The organism is Streptomyces sp. NPDC090045 (genome assembly GCF_044747975.1).
GTDB lineage: Bacteria > Actinomycetota > Actinomycetes > Streptomycetales > Streptomycetaceae > Streptomyces.
Map to the genome: position 1 here is coordinate 124,287 of NZ_JBIVFA010000016.1, position 16,716 is coordinate 141,002.

General features: G+C 73.3%; 15 protein-coding genes. 10 read left to right on the forward strand and 5 right to left on the reverse strand.

Features of this window, described 5'->3' with window-relative positions; all coding sequences use genetic code 11:
* Window positions 1-33 precede the first annotated feature (33 nt).
* Window positions 34-1,875 (reverse strand): endonuclease/exonuclease/phosphatase family protein, encoded by a 1,842-nt coding sequence (locus ACIPYQ_RS33555; RefSeq protein WP_401257837.1) that lies wholly within the window; start codon window positions 1,873-1,875, stop codon window positions 34-36.
* 390 nt (window positions 1,876-2,265) lie between these two features.
* Between ACIPYQ_RS33555 and ACIPYQ_RS33560 the strand changes: the two genes are divergently transcribed.
* Window positions 2,266-3,798, forward strand: coding sequence for a hypothetical protein (locus tag ACIPYQ_RS33560; protein ID WP_401257838.1), 1,533 nt, complete (start codon window positions 2,266-2,268; stop codon window positions 3,796-3,798).
* Window positions 3,799-4,088: 290 nt separating this feature from the next.
* The gene (locus tag ACIPYQ_RS33565; RefSeq protein ID WP_401257839.1) at window positions 4,089-5,528 is read left to right on the forward strand and encodes an alkaline phosphatase PhoX; all 1,440 of its coding nucleotides are present in this window, start codon (window positions 4,089-4,091) and stop codon (window positions 5,526-5,528) included.
* Window positions 5,529-5,636: 108 nt separating this feature from the next.
* Here the strand turns inward: ACIPYQ_RS33565 and ACIPYQ_RS33570 are convergent, their stop codons facing one another.
* The 4 genes from ACIPYQ_RS33570 to ACIPYQ_RS33585 all read right to left on the reverse strand — a co-directional run bounded on the left by ACIPYQ_RS33570 (window position 5,637) and on the right by ACIPYQ_RS33585 (window position 9,352).
* Complete coding sequence (locus ACIPYQ_RS33570; protein ID WP_319734186.1) at window positions 5,637-5,813, reverse strand: hypothetical protein; 177 nt, start codon at window positions 5,811-5,813, stop codon at window positions 5,637-5,639.
* Window positions 5,814-5,915: 102 nt separating this feature from the next.
* Window positions 5,916-7,184, reverse strand: a complete 1,269-nt coding sequence (locus ACIPYQ_RS33575; protein WP_361757157.1) for a TerD family protein — start codon at window positions 7,182-7,184, stop codon at window positions 5,916-5,918.
* 62 nt (window positions 7,185-7,246) lie between these two features.
* A complete protein-coding gene (locus ACIPYQ_RS33580; RefSeq protein ID WP_362232372.1) occupies window positions 7,247-7,468 on the reverse strand; it encodes a hypothetical protein in 222 nt (73 codons plus the stop codon).
* Between the two features lie 360 nt (window positions 7,469-7,828).
* A complete protein-coding gene (locus tag ACIPYQ_RS33585) occupies window positions 7,829-9,352 on the reverse strand; it encodes an aldehyde dehydrogenase (NADP(+)) (RefSeq protein ID WP_401257840.1) in 1,524 nt (507 codons plus the stop codon).
* Between the two features lie 127 nt (window positions 9,353-9,479).
* Here ACIPYQ_RS33585 and ACIPYQ_RS33590 point away from each other — a divergent pair, with 127 nt between their 5' ends.
* The 8 genes from ACIPYQ_RS33590 to ACIPYQ_RS33625 all read left to right on the forward strand — a co-directional run bounded on the left by ACIPYQ_RS33590 (window position 9,480) and on the right by ACIPYQ_RS33625 (window position 16,697).
* Window positions 9,480-10,262, forward strand: coding sequence for an IclR family transcriptional regulator (locus ACIPYQ_RS33590; protein WP_361757166.1), 783 nt, complete (start codon window positions 9,480-9,482; stop codon window positions 10,260-10,262).
* A gap of 188 nt (window positions 10,263-10,450) precedes the next feature.
* Window positions 10,451-11,434, forward strand: coding sequence for a hypothetical protein (locus ACIPYQ_RS33595; protein ID WP_401257841.1), 984 nt, complete (start codon window positions 10,451-10,453; stop codon window positions 11,432-11,434).
* Window positions 11,434-12,720, forward strand: a complete 1,287-nt coding sequence (locus tag ACIPYQ_RS33600; RefSeq protein WP_401257842.1) for a sensor histidine kinase — start codon at window positions 11,434-11,436, stop codon at window positions 12,718-12,720. The genes ACIPYQ_RS33595 and ACIPYQ_RS33600 overlap by 1 nt, the downstream gene beginning before the upstream one ends.
* The gene (locus tag ACIPYQ_RS33605; RefSeq protein WP_401257843.1) at window positions 12,717-13,403 is read left to right on the forward strand and encodes a response regulator; all 687 of its coding nucleotides are present in this window, start codon (window positions 12,717-12,719) and stop codon (window positions 13,401-13,403) included. The genes ACIPYQ_RS33600 and ACIPYQ_RS33605 overlap by 4 nt, the downstream gene beginning before the upstream one ends.
* Window positions 13,404-13,465: 62 nt before the next feature.
* The gene (locus tag ACIPYQ_RS33610; protein ID WP_401257844.1) at window positions 13,466-14,914 is read left to right on the forward strand and encodes a penicillin-binding transpeptidase domain-containing protein; all 1,449 of its coding nucleotides are present in this window, start codon (window positions 13,466-13,468) and stop codon (window positions 14,912-14,914) included.
* 80 nt (window positions 14,915-14,994) lie between these two features.
* Entirely contained in the window at window positions 14,995-15,567 is a 573-nt protein-coding gene (locus ACIPYQ_RS33615) for a GNAT family N-acetyltransferase (RefSeq protein ID WP_401257845.1), read from the forward strand.
* A 31-nt stretch (window positions 15,568-15,598) separates the two neighbouring features.
* Window positions 15,599-15,805, forward strand: a complete 207-nt coding sequence (locus tag ACIPYQ_RS33620) for an antitoxin (protein ID WP_401257846.1) — start codon at window positions 15,599-15,601, stop codon at window positions 15,803-15,805.
* 184 nt (window positions 15,806-15,989) lie between these two features.
* Window positions 15,990-16,697, forward strand: a complete 708-nt coding sequence (locus ACIPYQ_RS33625; RefSeq protein ID WP_401257847.1) for a DsbA family oxidoreductase — start codon at window positions 15,990-15,992, stop codon at window positions 16,695-16,697.
* The last annotated feature ends 19 nt before the right edge of the window (window positions 16,698-16,716 follow it).

Consider the following 16,716-nt stretch of genomic DNA (forward strand, 5'->3'; position numbering starts at 1 on the left):
GGCCGGACCCCCTGCGGTTCGTGGGAGCGGGGGTTACGGGCGGAAGCGCAGCACCTGCGGGTCGTGGTCGCTGTTCTGCGCCGCGAACTCCGCGTTGATGTGCACGCTGTCGTACGTGAACTTCTTGATCGCCGGGCTGGTCAGGATCTGGTCCAGCACCTGCGCGTTGCCCTGGAAGACGTACGAGTAGCGCTCCGCCTTCGGCAGCGACTTGATCGCCGGGTACAGCGCCCCGCCGTCCGCGAGCGCGTCCGTCGTCGCCGAGAACTCGAAGTCGTTGATGTCACCGAGGACCAGGACGTTCGCGTTCTTGTCGGCCGCCAGGATCTCCTTGACGAAGCCGTTCACGGCCTGCGCCTGGAGCAGTCGCTTCTCCTCCGACTTGCGCACCGGAGGCTGGTGGTGCGAGGTCAGGCCCTCGTCGCCGCCCTTGGAGCCGAAGTGGTTGGCGATCACGAAGACCGTCTTGCCGCGGAAGACGAACTCGCCCGCGAGCGGCTTGCGGCTGTCCGCCCACGCCGGGTTCGCGGGGTCGATGCGGCCGGGGGAGTGGGTCAGGGCGGCCTTGCCGTTCTCCTTGACCACGCCGGTCGCCGTCACCGCGTCGCCCGGGGCGCGCTCGGTGAAGGAGACGCGCGCCGGGTTGAAGAGGAAGACCTGGCGGATGTTGCCGCCGGGCTCGCCGCCGTCCTTCTTGTCCTCGGGGTTGACGGTCCGCCACTGGTAGGCCGGGCCGCCCGCCGCCGTGATCGCCGCGGTGAACTTCGTCAGCGTCTGCTCGGCGGAGACGGTGCCGTCGTTCTTGGCGCCGTTGTCGTCCTGGATCTCCTCCAGGGCGAGGATGTCCGGGGAGGCGAGGTTCTCGACGACCGCCTTCGCCAGCGCGTCGAACTTCTCCTGCGGGTCGCTCGGGTCGAGGTTCTCCACGTTGTACGTGGCCACCGCGAGCTCCTGCTCGGTCTGCGGCTTGGTCTTCTCGGGGGCGAGGGTGCCCGCCTTGACCGTGCCCAGGGTGCGCGCCACCAGCGTGTAGCCGCCGAACTGGTTGAAGTCCAACGGGCCCTCGGTGGTGCCGGTCAGCTTGTCGCCGACGTTGGCCACCGGGAAGGGCTGCTGCGCGAGGGGCGCGAGCTGCTGGATCTGCAGGCGGCCGGTGTTCTGGGATTCGTAGGAGCCGTAGATCGTGCCACCGCGCTTGGCGGCGTTCTCCCAGCCCTTCACCGTGACCCACAGCTCCGAGTACGGGTCGGTGGCGCCGACCACGCGGGAGGTGCCGATCTTGACGTTCATGCCCTCCAGCGACTCGTAGTAGTCCAGGGCGTAGCGCGTGGGCTCCAGGGTCAGGCCGTTGATGCTGCCGGCGGCGGCCGGGTCGCCCGCCGGGGCGTACTCGGCGGGCACCGAGTACTCGTTGATCGCGGTGGCCTCGGGCAGCGCGTTGCCGGAGGAGACCACGGTCACCGTCGGCTTGGAGATCTGGGTCACCGACTGGTTGCCGGAGTTCAGGCCGCCGGGGACGTACTCGCCGACGGTGCCGGAGACCTTCACCGCGTCGCCCACGGCGACGGTCGGAACGGAGCTGGTGAAGACGAACACGCCCTCGCTGGTGGCGTCGTTGTCGTCGGCGTCCGGGTCCTGGATCCAGAAGCCGCGCGAGCCGTACGTCCGCACGCCCGTCACGATGCCCTCGACGTCGGCGACCTGCTTGCCGTTCAGCGGGGATATCCGGGTGGTGCCCTGGATGTCGTGGATGCGTATCGGATCGGCGGACACGGCGCCTTCGGCCGCGTCGGCGGAGCCCGCCAGCAGGCCGGTGGCCAGCGCGGTGGCGACGAGGGCCGCGACGGCGGCGGAACGGGGATGCGAGGAGCGCATGGTCAGTGACTCCGGTGTGGGAGAGGGAAGGAGGGTTGCGGCAGCGGGGTCGCAGCGAGATCTGCGGGAGGCATGCCGCTCCCGATACATCTACGCGCGTCAATTTCCTGTGTGGCCAGCAAAGTTGTCAAGCCCTCCAGGGAATACGACAGCTGACTGTGGGATGAACCAAAGGCGATGGCCCGCCGGATGGTCCCGAAATGCGTCTACGCTGGAGCGCCGAACGACGGCCACCGCTGTCATCTGCGCCACATCTGCCCTGCGCCGGCCTGCCTGCCATGTCGGCCATGTCGCCGATGTCCGCGCGCACATGACGGACCAATCGGTCGTCACGGCCCGCCGGCCCGGCTGCGCGCCCGGCCCCACCGCGTCCGCGAGGAGAACAGCACCATGTCCGCAGAGTCGCACCCCACGCTGCCGCCGGTACGGCTGCACTCCGACGCGGAACTGGCGCGCGACGCCCTCGTCGCCCCGCTGTTCGCGCGCGCCGTGCGCCTCGCCCGCTGGGCCGGACCCGGGACGCGCGTCGACGTCGGCGGCGAACTCGTCGCGGACCAGCTGCCCGATGCCGTCGCGGCGCTCGGCCTCGACGCCGCCGACGCGGACTCCGCCGGGTACGCGGGCCAGGCCTGGCGGGTGGCCGTGGACACCGGCCTGGTGGACGTGACGGAGCCGGAGGAGGACGCCGGGCAGGACACCGGGCAGGGCGGCGGTCCGGACGCCGGGCAGGGCGGCGACGAGCGGTTCGGCACGGCCGCCCCCGGCGAGGACCTCGCCCTGGTGACGGGCGGTGCGCCCGGCGACGTGCTCGACCTGTGGCTGGCGGCCCTGGACACGGTGCTGGCCGACGCGGCCGTGCCCGACCTGGACGGCCTCGTCGACGCGCTGGACGCGGGCGGCGAGATCGACTTCGACCGGCTGGACTGGAACCCGGGCCGCGAGGCGGACTTCCTCGACGGGGTCCTCGCCAACCTCTACCTGCTCACCGTCACCGAGGGCGGGGCGGCGGACCGGCCGGTTCCGCTGCCGGTGCTCGCCGCCTCGATGGTCGTCCCCGACGGCATGGGCGAGCCCACCAACGCCGTGCTGGAGCAGGTCTCGGACGCGATGATGCGCCTCGACGACCAGTTCAGGCAGCTGGAGCCGATCGGGCTGGTCGAATTCCGGCCCGTCGACGAGGAGCTGATGGCGGAGGCCGACGAGGAGGAGCTCGCCGCCGGCGCCTCGCAGGCGGGCGGCCCGGCCGCCGTGGACGACGAGGACGTCTCCCGCTACGGCATGGTCCGCCTCACCCCGCTCGGCGTGTACGGGATCCGGGCCCGCATGCTGGAAGCCGGGGTCGAGGCGCCGGCCGTCGGCGAACTGGCCGACAAGGGGGCCGACGCCCTGCTCGACGCGGTCTCCTTCTACCCCGAGAGCGCCGCCCAGGCCGAGATCGAACAGTGGCTGGCCGGCCGCGAACTGCCCACCGCGGTCGCCGAACTGCTGGCCGCCGCCCGCGGGGACGACGAGGGCGGCCCGCTGCGCCGGCTCCGGTGCCAGCAGGCCCTCGCGCCGGCCGGGCCGGAGGCCGAACCGGCCGTCCGCGCGGTGCTGGACGACGCGGAGCTCGGCGGGCTCGCCCGGGTCTGGCTGGCGGAGCGCGGGGTGGCCGACGTACCGGCGCCGGACCCGGAGATGGTGTTCTGGCTGACGGTCGACACGATCGCGGCGCAGCTGGCCGCCGATGGGGAGACGGAGGAGCTGCCGCTCCTGATGGAGACGCTGACCGCCCATCACGCGGGGTTCTTCGAGCAGGTGTGGCGGGTGGAGCACCCGGCGACGGCGTACGTCCTGGAGGCGATGGGCCGGCTGCACCCGGACAAGAAGGCGGCGAAGGAGGCCCGCAAGGCCGCGTTCAAGGCACGTTCCCGCCGCCCCTGAGCCGAGCGGGGGGTGGGGGTGGGGGCGTTGGTGAGGGCGCGCCGGTGGGGTGCGGCGGTGGGTGCAGTGGTGGTGGTGTGGCCGGTGGGGTCGGGGGCCCGGGCATCCGCGGAGTCCGGGCCGAGGTGGCGAGAATGCGCCGTTCCTGGGGCCGGAGTTGGCCATTCCGGCCACCGGCAAGGGGACTGATCCTTTTCGTGGGTAGTTCAGCCGCCGTTCACGTGCGGGCGCGAGCGTGTGCGCCGACGACCGCACGACAGGCGCACCACCTCCCCACCCCAGGAGACCCGATGCCGCTCAGCCGTAGAGACTTCACCGCCCGCACCGTCATCGCCGGCGCGGGAGTCGCGCTCACCGGGACGGTCGGCGCCCTCGCCACCGCCCCCGGAGCACTGGCGGCCGACGACAGCACCCACCGCGACGAGCGCGGGCGGCCCTGCGAGCCCGGCTACGGCCCGCTCGTCCCCGACCCGGCCGGCCTCCTCGCCCTCCCCGCCGGGTTCAAGTACCGGGTGCTCACGCACAGCGGGGTCACCACACTGGAGTCCGGCGAGAGCACCCCGTCCAACCACGACGGGACCGCCGCCTTCGAGGGCCACCGAGGAGTCACCCTCCTCGTCAACAACCACGAGCTCAAGGGCCCCCGTTCGGGCTGGACCCACCCCGTCCCGCTCACCGAGGGCCTGGTCTACGACCCGGCCGCGGCCGGCGGCTGCACGGTCGTCGAGGTCAGGCGCGGCGGCGGGGTCGCCGAATGGGTGGGCATCGCCGGTACGTCCACCAACTGCGCGGGCGGCTCCACCCCCTGGGGCACCTGGCTGACCTGCGAGGAGAACTCCGACCTCGCCGGCAAGAACGGCATGACCAAGGACCACGGCTACGTCTTCGAGGTCGACCCGCACGACCGGCGCGCCAACCGCGACCCGCGCCCGGTCAAGGCCTTCGGCCGCTACGACCACGAGGCCGTGGTCATCGACCCGCGCCAGGGCCACGCGTACCTGACCGAGGACGCCTCCGGCCCCAACGGGCTGCTCTACCGCTGGACCCCGCCCCGCGGCTTCCACCACGGGCGCGGCAGGCTCCGTACGCTCGCCGCCGACGCCGGCGTGCTGCAGGCCGCCAAGTGCATCAACAGCTCGGGCCGGTTCGTCGACGACCTCTCGCGCGCGACGAAGATCGGCACCGTCTACGGGGTCGACTGGGTGGACGTGACCGACCGCGACGCCCGGACGGTGCCGGTGCGCAAGCAGTTCGCGGACGGGGTGGTGACGCGCGGGCGCAAGCTGGAAGGCATGTGGTGGGCCGACGGAGGCGCGTACTTCGTCTCCTCCTACGCCCGTGAGGAGAGCCCGGGCGCGGCGCACGACGGCCAGGTGTGGTTCTACGACCCGAAGCGGCGCACGGTCCGGCTGACCGTCCTGATCGGTGTCAACGCGGATCCGTCGGTGGACGGCGGCTACGACGGCCCGGACAACATCACCGTGTCGCCGTACGGAGGGCTGGTCATCGCGGAGGACGGCTCGGGGCTGCAGCACCTGTTCGGCGCGACCGACTCGGGCCGCACCTACCCGCTGGCGCGCAACGAGCTGAACATCGGGACGGCCGAGGAGCCGGAGTACTCCGAATTCACCGGTGTCTGCTTCTCCCCGGACGGGCGCACGCTGTTCGCCAACATCCAGGACCCGGGCATCATGCTGGCCATCACCGGGCCTTGGCGGCGCGGCCACTGACGCGGGCGGACCCCGGCGCGCCCACGAGCGCGGGCGCGCCGGCAACGGGTGTGGGAGCCGGTACGGGTGTGGGCGTGAGCGTGGGCGCGGGTGCCTGGGCGCCCGCGCTCACTGGCCTGCGGAAACCTCCGCGCGCGAGCCGTCGGCCCACTCGGTGAGCAGGAACTCATACGCCTCCGAGGGCCACTCGCCGTCCACCCGGGTCTCGACGAGGAGCCGTATCGCCTCGTTCGCCTCGGCGGCGGACGGGCGGGCGGGTCCCGCGGGCGTGAGTGTCTGGTGCATGGTTTCAAGGCTACGGGCGGGCACTGACAGCAACGTACGGATTACGCGTGGCATCCATCACCCGGGATGCGCCGCCGTGGCTGCCGGTGCCCGCCCACCTGCTCAGAGTGCTTGCGCGGCGGGCTTGACCATGCCGCGCACTGTGCGCGACTTCACAAACTCGCCCATGGCCGTCATCTCCCACTCGCCGCTGAACTGCTTGATCAGCTTGGCCATCATCACGCCGGTCTGGGGCTCGGCGGTGGTCAGGTCGAAGCGCACCAGCTCCTCGCCGGTCGCCGCGTCCATCAGGCGGCAGTAGGCCTTCGCCACCTCGGTGAACTTCTGGCCGGAGAAGGAGTTGACCGTGAAGACCAGGCCGGTGGCCTCGGCGGGGAGCCGGCCGAGGTCCACGACGATCACCTCGTCGTCGCCCGCGCCCTCACCGGTGAGGTTGTCCCCCGAGTGCTTGACGGAGCCGCCCAGGATGGACAGCTTGCCGAAGTAGCAGCTGTCGATGTGGTTGCGCTGGGGGCCGTACGCGATGACGGAGGCGTCGAGGTCGATGTCCCGGCCGCCGAAGGCGGGCTCCCAGCCCAGGCCCATCTTGACCTGGGAGAGCAGCGGGCGGCCGCCCTTGACCAGGGAGACGGTCTGGTTCTTCTGGAGGCTGACCCGGCCCTTGTCGAGGTTGATCTTCCCGGTGCCGGCCGGGGCGGCCGGGGGTGCGGCGGGCGCCGCGGGCGGGACCGGCGCGGCCGGGGTGACGGGGGCCGCCGGGGTCGTGGCGCCTCCGAGCCAGGGGGAGGGCGGGTAGGAGACCGGTGCGGCCGGCGCCGCGGGGGGCGCGGGGGGTGCCGGCGCGACGGGCGGGGTGACGGCGGCCGCGGGAGCCGGCTCGTCCTCCACGGAGACCCCGAAGTCGGTGGCGATGCCGGCGAGGCCGTTCGCGTACCCCTGGCCGACCGCGCGCACCTTCCACACGCCGCCGCGCAGGTAGATCTCGACGACGACGAGCGCCGTCTCGGAGCCCAGCTGCGGCGGGGTGAAGGAGGCGATCACCGCGCCGCCGTCGGCATTGCGCACGGTGGCCGTGGGCTCGATGCCCTGGAAGCTCTGCCCGGCGGCGTCGGGGCTGGCCGTGACCACGATCCGCTCGATGCCCGGCGGCACCGCGCCGGTGTCCACCGTGATCGAGTCCGGCGCCGCACCGCCGCCGGACCGGTAGCTGACACCGGGGCCGGAGGGCTGGTTGAAGAAGATGAAGTCGGCGTCGGAGCGCACCTTGCCGTCGGCCGTCAGGAGCAGGGCCGATACGTCGAGCCGCACCGGCGCAGCCACGTCCACCGTCACGCGGACGGTGTTGAGCGGCAGGTTGGAACCAGGGGTCATAGCGGTCATGCCCGGAGAACGACCGGAGGGGCTTTGCCGTTCCCTTACCCTCGCGGGAGATTTCAGCGCCGGTTGCGGGGGTGGTTCCGCGCCGCGCGCTCGTTGCCGAACTTGTACGAGCCGGTCCAGCGGGCCATGACCAGCTGCGCGTCGCCGGACTCGACCTCGGTGAGGAACTTCTCCGCCCGGGCGCCGCGCAGGGTGGCGGCGGTGCGGCCCTGGTGGGTGATGACCAGGCCCTGGGCGCCCAGTCTTTCGTACGAGAATCCGTGCGGCTTCGGCATGGGGCGCAGCCTGCCCCGCCGCGCGCGGGGCGGGCAACGGGATTACGGGTGGCGCTCCCGGCCCGGGCACGGTCCCCGGTCCGGGCACGGTCCTGCTCTGGGCGCGGTGGCCGAGGTGTGGCCCTCGCCGGGGTGTGGCCCGGCCGGGGTACGCCCCACGGCCGGAGTACACCCCCCCGGCGGGGATACGCCCCCGGCCGGGGTGCGCCCTCCCGGCCGGGGTGTGGCCCTCGCCAGGGTGTACTCCGGGCGGGGTACACCCCCTCGGCAGGGGTAAGGCCTCCCGGCCGGAGTGCAGCTTCCCGGCAGGGATACGCCTCCGGCCGGAGTACGCCCTCCCGGCCAAGGCGCGGCCTTCGCTCAGGCGCCCGTGACCCGGCGCGGCAGCCCCAGCGGGTTGGCCTCGCGCAGTTCCGCCGGAAGGAGCGCGTCCGGCACGGACTGGTAGGCCACCGGCCGCAGCCAGCGCTCGATCGCGGTCCCGCCCACCGAGGTGGAGTGCGAGGTCGCCGCCGGGTAGGGGCCGCCGTGGTGCTGGGCCGGGGCCACCGCCACACCGGTCGGCCAGCCGTTGACCACGATCCGGCCGGCCAGCTCCGTGACCTGCCCGATCAGCTCGGCGGCCGGGCCCGGCGCGCCCTCCGTCTCGGCGGCCGACAGCTGGAGCGTGGCGCTCAGGTTTCCGGGGAGCCGGCCGAGCACCGCGCCGGCCTCGCCCTGGTCGGCGTACCGCACGACCACGGTGACCGGGCCGAAGCACTCCTCCAGGAGGAGATCGTGGGCGCCGCCCCCGAGCAGGTCCCCGGCGCTCACGGTCAGGTAGCCCGCGCCGACGGTGTGGTCCCCGCCGGAGCCCGGGGTGACGGGCGCGTCGACGCCGGGTAGCCCGGCCCGCTCGCGCACTCCGGAGACGAAGTTCTCCCGCATCCGGTGGTCGAGCAGCACCCCGGGCTCGGTCTCCCCGAGCGCCTTGGTGAGCGCGCCGGTGAGGCGGTCGCCCGCCGCGCCCTCGGGGACCAGTACCAGTCCCGGCTTCACGCAGAACTGGCCGAGGCCGAGGGTGACCGAGCCGGCCAGTCCGGCGCCGATCTCCTCGGCGCGCTCGGCGGCCGCGGCCGCGGTGACCACGACGGGGTTGAGGGAGCCCAGCTCGCCGTGGAAGGGGATCGGTACGGGCCGGGCGGCCGCCGCGTCGAACAGCGCCCGCCCGCCGCGGATGGAACCGGTGAATCCGGCGGCGGCCACCAGCGGGTGGCGGATCAGCTCCAGGCCGGCGTCGAACCCGTGGACCACGCTGACCACCTCGGCCGGCAGTCCGACGGTGGCCGCCGCCCGGCGCAGCAGCGAGGCGCACAGCTCGGAGGTTGCGGGGTGGTCGGGGTGCGCCTTGACGACCACCGGGCAGCCGGCGGCCAGCGCGCTCGCGGTGTCCCCGCCGGGGACGGAGAAGGCGAGCGGGAAGTTGGAGGCGGCGTAGACCGCGACCACGCCGAGCGGGACCTTGTAGCGGCGCAGTTCGGGGCGGGGCGGGCTGAGGGAGGGGTCGGCGCGGTCGATCCGGATGTCGAGGTAGGCGCCCTCGTCGACGGCGTCGGCGAAGGCGCGCAGCTGGCCGGTGGTGCGCGCCAGTTCGCCGGTGAGCCGGCCCGGGCCGAGCGCCGTCTCGGCGTCGGCGGCCTCGATGACGTGGGCGGCGGCCTCGTCGAGCAGTGCGGCGGCGGTGCGGAGGAAGGCGGCGCGGACGGAGGCGTCGGCGAGCGGGCCGCGGGCCGCGTGGGCCGCCCGTACGGTTTCGGCCACCTCCTGGGGCGTGGCCTCCACCGCAACCTGCTCGCGCTGCTTCCCGGTGCGGGGGTCCACACTCCAGACTGGTGTCGTTGTCATGGCCCACTGCCTCCTGGATCGTTCAGTATTCTGAACGCGGTTCCGGTGGATGAATGATCACATCTGCTGCGGACTCTATTTCCGCGTCCTCCGCGTGACAAGAGGCGACCAGAGGGGAAGCAGGCGTATGACGACGACCGAGTCGGGGATCCCGGTTGCGGCGGCGCCGGTCAAATCGGCGGTGCGGACCGTCCTGCTGCTGGAGCACTTCGCGGCGCGGCCGGGGCTGCACAGCCTGGCGGACATCCAGCACGACCTCGACCTGCCCAAGTCCAGCCTCTACATGCTGCTGCGCACGCTGGTGAACCTGGGGTGGGTGGAGACGGACGCGACGGGCACGCGGTACGGAATCGGCGTACGAGCTCTGCTGGTCGGCAGTTCGTACATCGACGGCGACGAGGTGGTCGCCGCCGCCCGGCCCACGCTGGACCGGCTCTCCGACGACACGACGGAGACCATCCACCTGGCGCGGATGGACGGGACGAGCGTCGTGTACCTCGCCACCCGGCAGTCCCAGCACTACCTGCGGCCCTTCACCCGGGTCGGGCGGCGGCTGCCCGTGCACTCGACGGCGCTCGGCAAGGCGCTGCTGGCCACGCACACGGACGAAGAGGTACGGAGACTGCTGCCGCGGCGGCTGGAAGCGGTCACCGAGCACACCATCACCGACCGGGAGCAGCTCGTCGAGGAGTTGGCGCTGGTGCGGGAGCAGGGGTACGCGGTGGACCGGGAGGAGAACACGCTCGGGCTGCGCTGCTTCGGGGTGGCGGTCCCGTACCGGACGCCGGCCCGGGACGCGGTGAGCTGCTCGGTGCCGGTGGCGCGGCTGACGGCGGGGCACGAACAGGTCATCAAGGCGGCGCTGTTCGAGGCGCGGGACCGGCTGTCGGTGGTGACGCGGCGCATGTGAGGCCGCCGCATGCGAGGCCGTGCATGTGAGGCGTCGCGAGTGGGACGGCGGTGCATGTGGGACGGCGTCGCGAGTGGGGCGGCGGTGCAGGTGGGGCGGCGGTGCGGGTGGTTCCTCCCCCGCGTGGGGGAGGCGGTTCCCCTTTGAGGGGGAGGTGGTGGGGGCGGTCGGCGCGGGACCGTTGGGTCATGAGCACACGAGCCGTTCGGACGGCGTACGCGACGAGGCCGCCGGCCCCCGCCACGGGGGCCGGGCGGGGGATCCTGGGGGCGGTGGCCATCGCTGCCACCGTGCCGTACCTGGCGCTGAAGACCGCCTGGCTGTCCGGGAGCCGGATCGGGATACCGGACGGCAGCGTGCTGCTGGAGCCCGGGCCGGTCTTGATCGCGGCCAATTCCGTCACGCTGGCCATGGACGCGAGCGTCATCCTGCTCGTCGTGGTGCTCACCAGGCCCTGGGGCATACGGGTGCCCGCCTGGCTGCTGGCCGTCCCGGTCTTCGTGGCCACGGGCCTGCTGACCCCGATCATCACGGGGTTCCCGGGCCAACTGCTCATACGGGCGCTCGGCTTCGGGGCGGACCCGGCCGCGGCGGCCGCGCGCGAGCCGTTCCTGGACCCCTGGGTGTTCAACGTGGTCTACGGCGGCTTCATGGTTCAAGGGCTCGCCCTGGCCGGACTGTTCGTGCCCTACGCGCGAGAGCGCTGGGGCCGGCGGTGGCAGGGCGTGACGGGGAAGCGGCTGCCGTCGTCCACGGGGGTGGTGGCGGCAGCCGCGGCCGCGGCCGGCCTGGCGGTCGCGGCGGTGCACGCGTACTGGGCCTTCGGCGGCACGGCCGGGCTGGGTGCCGAGCAGGCGGCCGCGTACTCCGCGCAGACGGGTGTGGTGTCCGCGGTCCACGGGATGTGCGCGCTCGCCGCCGGGGCGGGGGCGCTGCTGCTGGCCCGTGGCGGGGGGTTCCGGGCGCGGTGGCCGCTCGCCCTCGCCTGGGTCGGAGCGGGTGCGGCCCTCACCTGGGGAGCCTGGATGCTGACCGCTTCGCTGGGACCGCAGCTGGACGGCGGTGAAGGACCTTCTTCCGCAGTCCTGTTGGCCTACGCTGGCCAGATGATCACCGGATCGCTCGCCGCCGCCGTCCTCACCCGGTTCCTCATATCCCGCCGCGAAGGATGATGCGGGGCGCTCCGGGCCGGCTGCTCGGCGCGCGGGCCCGGCTGCGCTGGATCCACCAGATCCTCGGCGGGGCGCTGCTGATGCCGTACTTCTTCCTTGCCCAGGTGGGGGTCGGTACGGCGGCCGGCGGGGTCAATGCCCTCAACTCCTTCCCGCTGGCCCTCACCGCCTATGCGGCGGCCCTGCCGCTGGCCGCGGTCACCGCGGTCTTCGGGCTGGTCCGGCCGCTGTCCGTGGCCGCCGTCCGGGCCATGTGCGGGGTGCCGGGGGAGCGGCTGGCGGAAGGGCCGGCGCGGTCCTGGGCCGCGCGGGGGCGGACCTCCGCCTGGTGGACCCTGCACCTGGGGGTGGGTGCGGTGATCAGCGGGATCAGCCTCGCGGTACCGCCCATGGCGGTGGTGCTGATCACGCTGCCGTTCGTGAGCGGACTGCGCAAGGCCGAGCTCGGGCTGGGCTGGTTCACCACCGAGGCCGATCCGTACGTGGCCCCCCTGGTCGGGATCGCTCTGCTGGGCGGGCTCGTCCTGTGCGCCGCGGGGGCCGGGGCGCTGCTGGCCCGGATGGCGCCCGTACTGCTCGGGCCGACGCCGGCGGACCGGCTGGCCGCCGCCGAGGAGCGGGCCGCGGACCTGGCCGTGCGCAACCGGCTGGCCCGGGAGCTGCACGACGCGGTCGGGCACGCGCTGAGTGCCGTCACCCTCCAGGCGGTCGCCGCCCGGCGGATGCTGGAGCGCGACCCCGCGTTCGTACGGGAGGCGCTGGCCGCGATCGAGGACACCACCCGGCGGACGGTGGGCGAGCTGGATGCCGTACTGGGCCTGCTGCGGGACGGGGACCAGGCCCGGCCGGACGCCGCGCCGGCGCCGACCCTCGCCGCCGACCTCGACGGGCTGCTGACCCGCACCCGGGCGGCCGGCACCACCGTCACCGCACACCAGGACCCCGGCCCCGGCGGGGACTGGGCAGGGCTTCCGGCGATCGCCTCCCGCGAGGCGTACCGGATCGTCCAAGAAGGACTCAGCAACGCCCTCCGCCACGGCACCGGCCCGGTGGATCTGCGGATCCGGGTACGGGCCGGCCACGAGGGCGGACACCGTGAACTGGAGATCACCATGACCAATACGCCCGCTGCCCCCGGCGAGGGGGAGTCCCGCACCACCGGGGGCCGCGGACTGCGCGGCTCCGCGGAACGGGCCGCGCTGCTCGGCGGCAGCGTCGAGGCCGGCCCGTACGAGGACCGGTGGCGGCTGCGGGCCGTCCTCCCGCTCGCCGGAGGCGACCGATGAGCGTACCGACCCCGGCGGGCCGTCCGCCGCTGCGCATCGTGCTCTGCGACGACGAGCGGATGGTCCGGACCGCGTTGCGCGTGATCCTGGAGGCCGAGCCCGACCTGCAGGTCGTCGGGGAGGCCGCCACCGGCGCCGAAGCGGTCCCGCTGGTCCGCTCGCTGGCCCCGGACGTGGTGCTGATGGACGTCCGGATGCCCGAGATAGACGGGATCCGGGCCACCGAGCAGATCCTCGCCACCATGGCCGCGCCGCCCCGGATCGTGGTCGTCACCACCTTCGAGAACGACGCCTACGTCTACGACGCGCTGCGCGCGGGAGCCGTGGGCTTCCTCCTCAAGCGCGCCGACCCCGACGAGCTGATCGGGGCGGTCCGGCTCGTCGCCCGCGGTGACTCGCTGCTCTTCCCCGCCGCGGTGCGCTCCCTCGCCGCCGCCCACACGGCCGGCGGCGCCCCCGCCGCCACCGCGCCCTGGGTGGCCCGGCTCACCGACCGCGAGGCCGACGTACTGCGCCTGATGGCCACCGGGCTGTCCAACCACGAGATGAGCGAGCGCCTCGGCGTCGGACCGCAGACGGTCAAGACGCACGTCGCGTCGGTCCTCACCAAGACCGGCTCCCGCGACCGCACCCAGGCGGTCATCGCGGCGTACGAGGGGGGCTTCATCATGAAGAAAAGCTGAGAACACCGCCACAATCAGGGCAGAGCGGAACGGCTGGGGTCGCTGGGACGTCCTTCTGGGGGATGAACAAGACGATCAGGCGTGCGTCGGTCTTCTGTCTGCTTCTGGTGCTGGCCCTGCTGGTCCGCGTCACCTGGGTGCAGGCATACCAAGGCCAGGCCCTCGCAGACGACAAGCACAACCGCCGGAACCTCATCGGGCAGTACGAGAACCCGCTGGGCAACATCATCGTGGGCGGGGAGGCGATCACCGGCTCGGAGAAGACGGGCGGCAAGGACTTCGGCTACAAGCGGACGTACGTCGACGGCCCCCTCTACGCGCCGATCACCGGCTACAGCTCACAGGCCTACGGCACCAGCATGCTGGAGGGCGTCTACAAGAACGTCCTCAACGGTTCCGACAGCCGGCTGAAGACCGCGATGGACATGCTCACCAACAAGCGGGCCGCCCCCGGCAACGTCCTCACCACGATCGACAAGAACGTGCAGAAGGCCGCCTACGACGCTCTCCAGGGCAAGCAGGGCGCCGCCGTGGCCATCGATCCCGCCACCGGCGCGATCCTCGCCGTCGTGAACAACCCCTCCTTCGACCCGGGCAGCATCGCCGGCGCCAACGACCAGAAGGCCTGGGACGCGCTCTCCGCCGACAAGGGCAAGGCCATGGAGAACGTGGCGCTGCGCAAGCCCCAGGCGCCCGGCTCCACCTTCAAGCTGGTCACCCTCGCCGCGGCCATCGAGAACGGCCTGGTCACCAACCTCGACCAGCCGACCGGCATCGCCGACCCGTACACGATCCCCGGAACCCGCACCCTGCTGCCCAGCGAGGCGGGCTCCGCGGCCTGCAACAACGTCTCGGTGCGCACCGCCCTGCGGCTGTCCTGCAACAACGTCTTCGCCGAGCTCGCCTCCAAACTCGGCCAGGACAAGATGCGCGCGACGGCCGAGAAGCTCGGGTTCAACGTGCAGATCGACACCCCGGTCCGCACCAACCCGCCGAGCAAGTACCCGTCGAAGAAGATGTCGGTCGACCAGGTCGCGCAGACGGGCATCGGCCAGTTCGACGTCCAGGCCACCCCGCTCCAGATGGCGATGGTGACGGCCGCGATCGAGAACGGCGGCAAGCTCGTCGCCCCGCACACGGTCTCCGAGGTCACCGACGGCAACGGCGACGTGCTGGAGAGCTTCAAGGACCCGAAGTCCCGGCAGGTCATGGGAGAGAAGACCGCCTCGATGATCCGGGACGCCATGCGCACGGTCGCCACCGAGGGCGGCGGCAAGCCCGCCCAGGTGGCGGGCGCCGAGGTGGGCGGCAAGACCGGTACCGCCCAGCGCGGTGTCAACAACAGCCTCGCGCCGCTGGCCTGGTTCACCTCGTACGGCAAGCTCGGCGGCAAGCAGATCGCGGTCGCCGTGGTGATCGAGAACTCGGACACCGACCGCTCCGAGATCGGCGGCGGCAAACTGGCCGCCCCCATCGCCCAGAAGATGATGGAGGCGTGGCTCAAGAAGTAGCCGCGCGGGCGGCCCGGCCCCCTCACATGCACGGCCGACGCGCCGGGAACCGCCCGGGTTCCCGGCGCGTTCCCCTTCCCGTGATCAGAGCCGCGGAGCCCGCAGACCTCGACGCCATCGCCGCCCTGCACACGCGGGCCCGGGCCACGTACTACCAGGGACACATCCCCGAACAGGCCTACGCGGGTGACGTGGAGCTCCACCGGACCCGCGAGGGCTGGTCCCGGGCCGTCGCCCGCGACCCCGCCGAGGGCGCGGTGCTCTGCGCCGAGCAGGACGGCCGGCTCACCGGGGTCGCCGCCTTCCGCACGGAGGACGGCGAGACCACCCTCACCCAGCTCCACGTCGACCCGGTCCACTGGCGCCGCGGCACCGGCGCCGCCCTTCACGCCGCCTGCCTCGACGTCTGGCGCCGCGCCGGAGTCAGCCGGGTCCGCCTCGAGGTCTACGCGCACAACCTCCGCGCCCAGGCCTTCTACGCCACCCACGGCTGGCGCCCGGACCCCTCCACCCCGCACGCGGGCACCCACCGCACCCTCTGGCTCCAGGTCGGCCCCCCGCCCGCCGCGGACCCGGCTGGGGGCCCCGCGGACCCGGCCGGGGGCCCCGCGGACGCTCCGGGTGCGGACACCGGCCTTCGCGGAGAAGCTTGAAGCGTCCGGCATTCCGTAGAGAGGACGCCCCATGTCCATGCTCGACAAGCTCAAAGACCTGATCAAGGGACACCCTGACCAGGCCCGCCAAGGAGTCGAGAAGGCCGGAGATGCCTTCGACGCGAAGACCGGGAACAAGTACCAGAGCCAGGTGGACACGGCGCAGCAGAAGCTCAACGAGCAGATCGGCGGCAACGAGTCCCCCGCCCCCGGGGACCCCCGCCCGCCCCAGCGCTGACGACCCGCCTCCGGCCCCGCATGCCACTGGGGACCGCGCCCGATCACACGACGGCGCGGTCCCCCGCGGGCTGCCCGTACGTCCGCTCCCGTCCGCTCCCCGCCGTGTCCGGGGAATGGGACGGGGCAACGGGTGGTTGAAGGGGAAACCGTTTTGTCCCCCGACCCCGGAGAGAAGAAGGATCATGCGCGTCGAGATCTGGAGCGACATCGCCTGCCCCTGGTGCTACATAGGCAAGGCCCGTTTCACGAAGGGACTGGCCGAGTTCGCGCACCGTGACGAGGTGGAGGTCGTGTTCCGGTCCTTCGAGCTCGACCCGGGCAGTGCCAAGGGGGTCACCGCTCCCGTGGTGGAGATGCTCGCCAAGAAGTACGGCCGCACCCTCGACGAGGCGCGCGGCATGGAGGAGCACGTCGCGGCCAGCGCCCGCGCCGAGGGGCTGGAGTACCGGACGGACGGCCGCGACCACGGCAACACCTTCGACATCCACCGGCTGCTGCACCTGGCCGGTGCCCGCGGCCGGCAGGAGGAGCTGCTCGACCTCGCCTACCGGGCCAACTTCGGCGAGGAGCGCTCCGTCTTCGACCCGGAGGTGCTGGTCGCGCTCGCCGTCGAGGCCGGGCTGGACGAGGCCGAGGCGCGCGCCGTGCTCGCCGACGGCTCCGCCTACGCCGCCGAGGTCCGGGCCGACGAGCGCGAGGCCGCCGAGCTGGGCGCGAACGCCGTGCCGTTCTTCGTCCTCGACCGCCGCTACGGAATCTCCGGCGGGCAGCCGGCCGAGGTGTTCACCCGGGCCCTGGAGCAGGCGTGGGCCGCGCGGGAGATCGAGGAGCCGGCCGCCGGGGCCGAGGCGTGCGAGCCCGACGGGGCCTGCGCCGTCCCGCAGGCCTAAGGACGACTTGGGGCGGGCG

Coding starts and splice junctions, on each gene's coding strand:
- ACIPYQ_RS33560 (WP_401257838.1), top strand. CDS start 2,266: ATGTCCGCAGAGTCGCACCCCACGCTGCCGCCGGTACGGCTGCACTCC.
- ACIPYQ_RS33620 (WP_401257846.1), top strand. CDS start 15,599: ATGTCCATGCTCGACAAGCTCAAAGACCTGATCAAGGGACACCCTGAC.
- ACIPYQ_RS33600 (WP_401257842.1), top strand. CDS start 11,434: ATGCGGGGCGCTCCGGGCCGGCTGCTCGGCGCGCGGGCCCGGCTGCGC.
- ACIPYQ_RS33595 (WP_401257841.1), top strand. CDS start 10,451: ATGAGCACACGAGCCGTTCGGACGGCGTACGCGACGAGGCCGCCGGCC.
- ACIPYQ_RS33605 (WP_401257843.1), top strand. CDS start 12,717: ATGAGCGTACCGACCCCGGCGGGCCGTCCGCCGCTGCGCATCGTGCTC.
- ACIPYQ_RS33585 (WP_401257840.1), bottom strand. CDS start 9,352: ATGACAACGACACCAGTCTGGAGTGTGGACCCCCGCACCGGGAAGCAG.
- ACIPYQ_RS33590 (WP_361757166.1), top strand. CDS start 9,480: ATGACGACGACCGAGTCGGGGATCCCGGTTGCGGCGGCGCCGGTCAAA.
- ACIPYQ_RS33570 (WP_319734186.1), bottom strand. CDS start 5,813: ATGCACCAGACACTCACGCCCGCGGGACCCGCCCGCCCGTCCGCCGCC.
- ACIPYQ_RS33580 (WP_362232372.1), bottom strand. CDS start 7,468: ATGCCGAAGCCGCACGGATTCTCGTACGAAAGACTGGGCGCCCAGGGC.
- ACIPYQ_RS33575 (WP_361757157.1), bottom strand. CDS start 7,184: ATGACCCCTGGTTCCAACCTGCCGCTCAACACCGTCCGCGTGACGGTG.
- ACIPYQ_RS33625 (WP_401257847.1), top strand. CDS start 15,990: ATGCGCGTCGAGATCTGGAGCGACATCGCCTGCCCCTGGTGCTACATA.
- ACIPYQ_RS33555 (WP_401257837.1), bottom strand. CDS start 1,875: ATGCGCTCCTCGCATCCCCGTTCCGCCGCCGTCGCGGCCCTCGTCGCC.
- ACIPYQ_RS33610 (WP_401257844.1), top strand. CDS start 13,466: ATGAACAAGACGATCAGGCGTGCGTCGGTCTTCTGTCTGCTTCTGGTG.
- ACIPYQ_RS33565 (WP_401257839.1), top strand. CDS start 4,089: ATGCCGCTCAGCCGTAGAGACTTCACCGCCCGCACCGTCATCGCCGGC.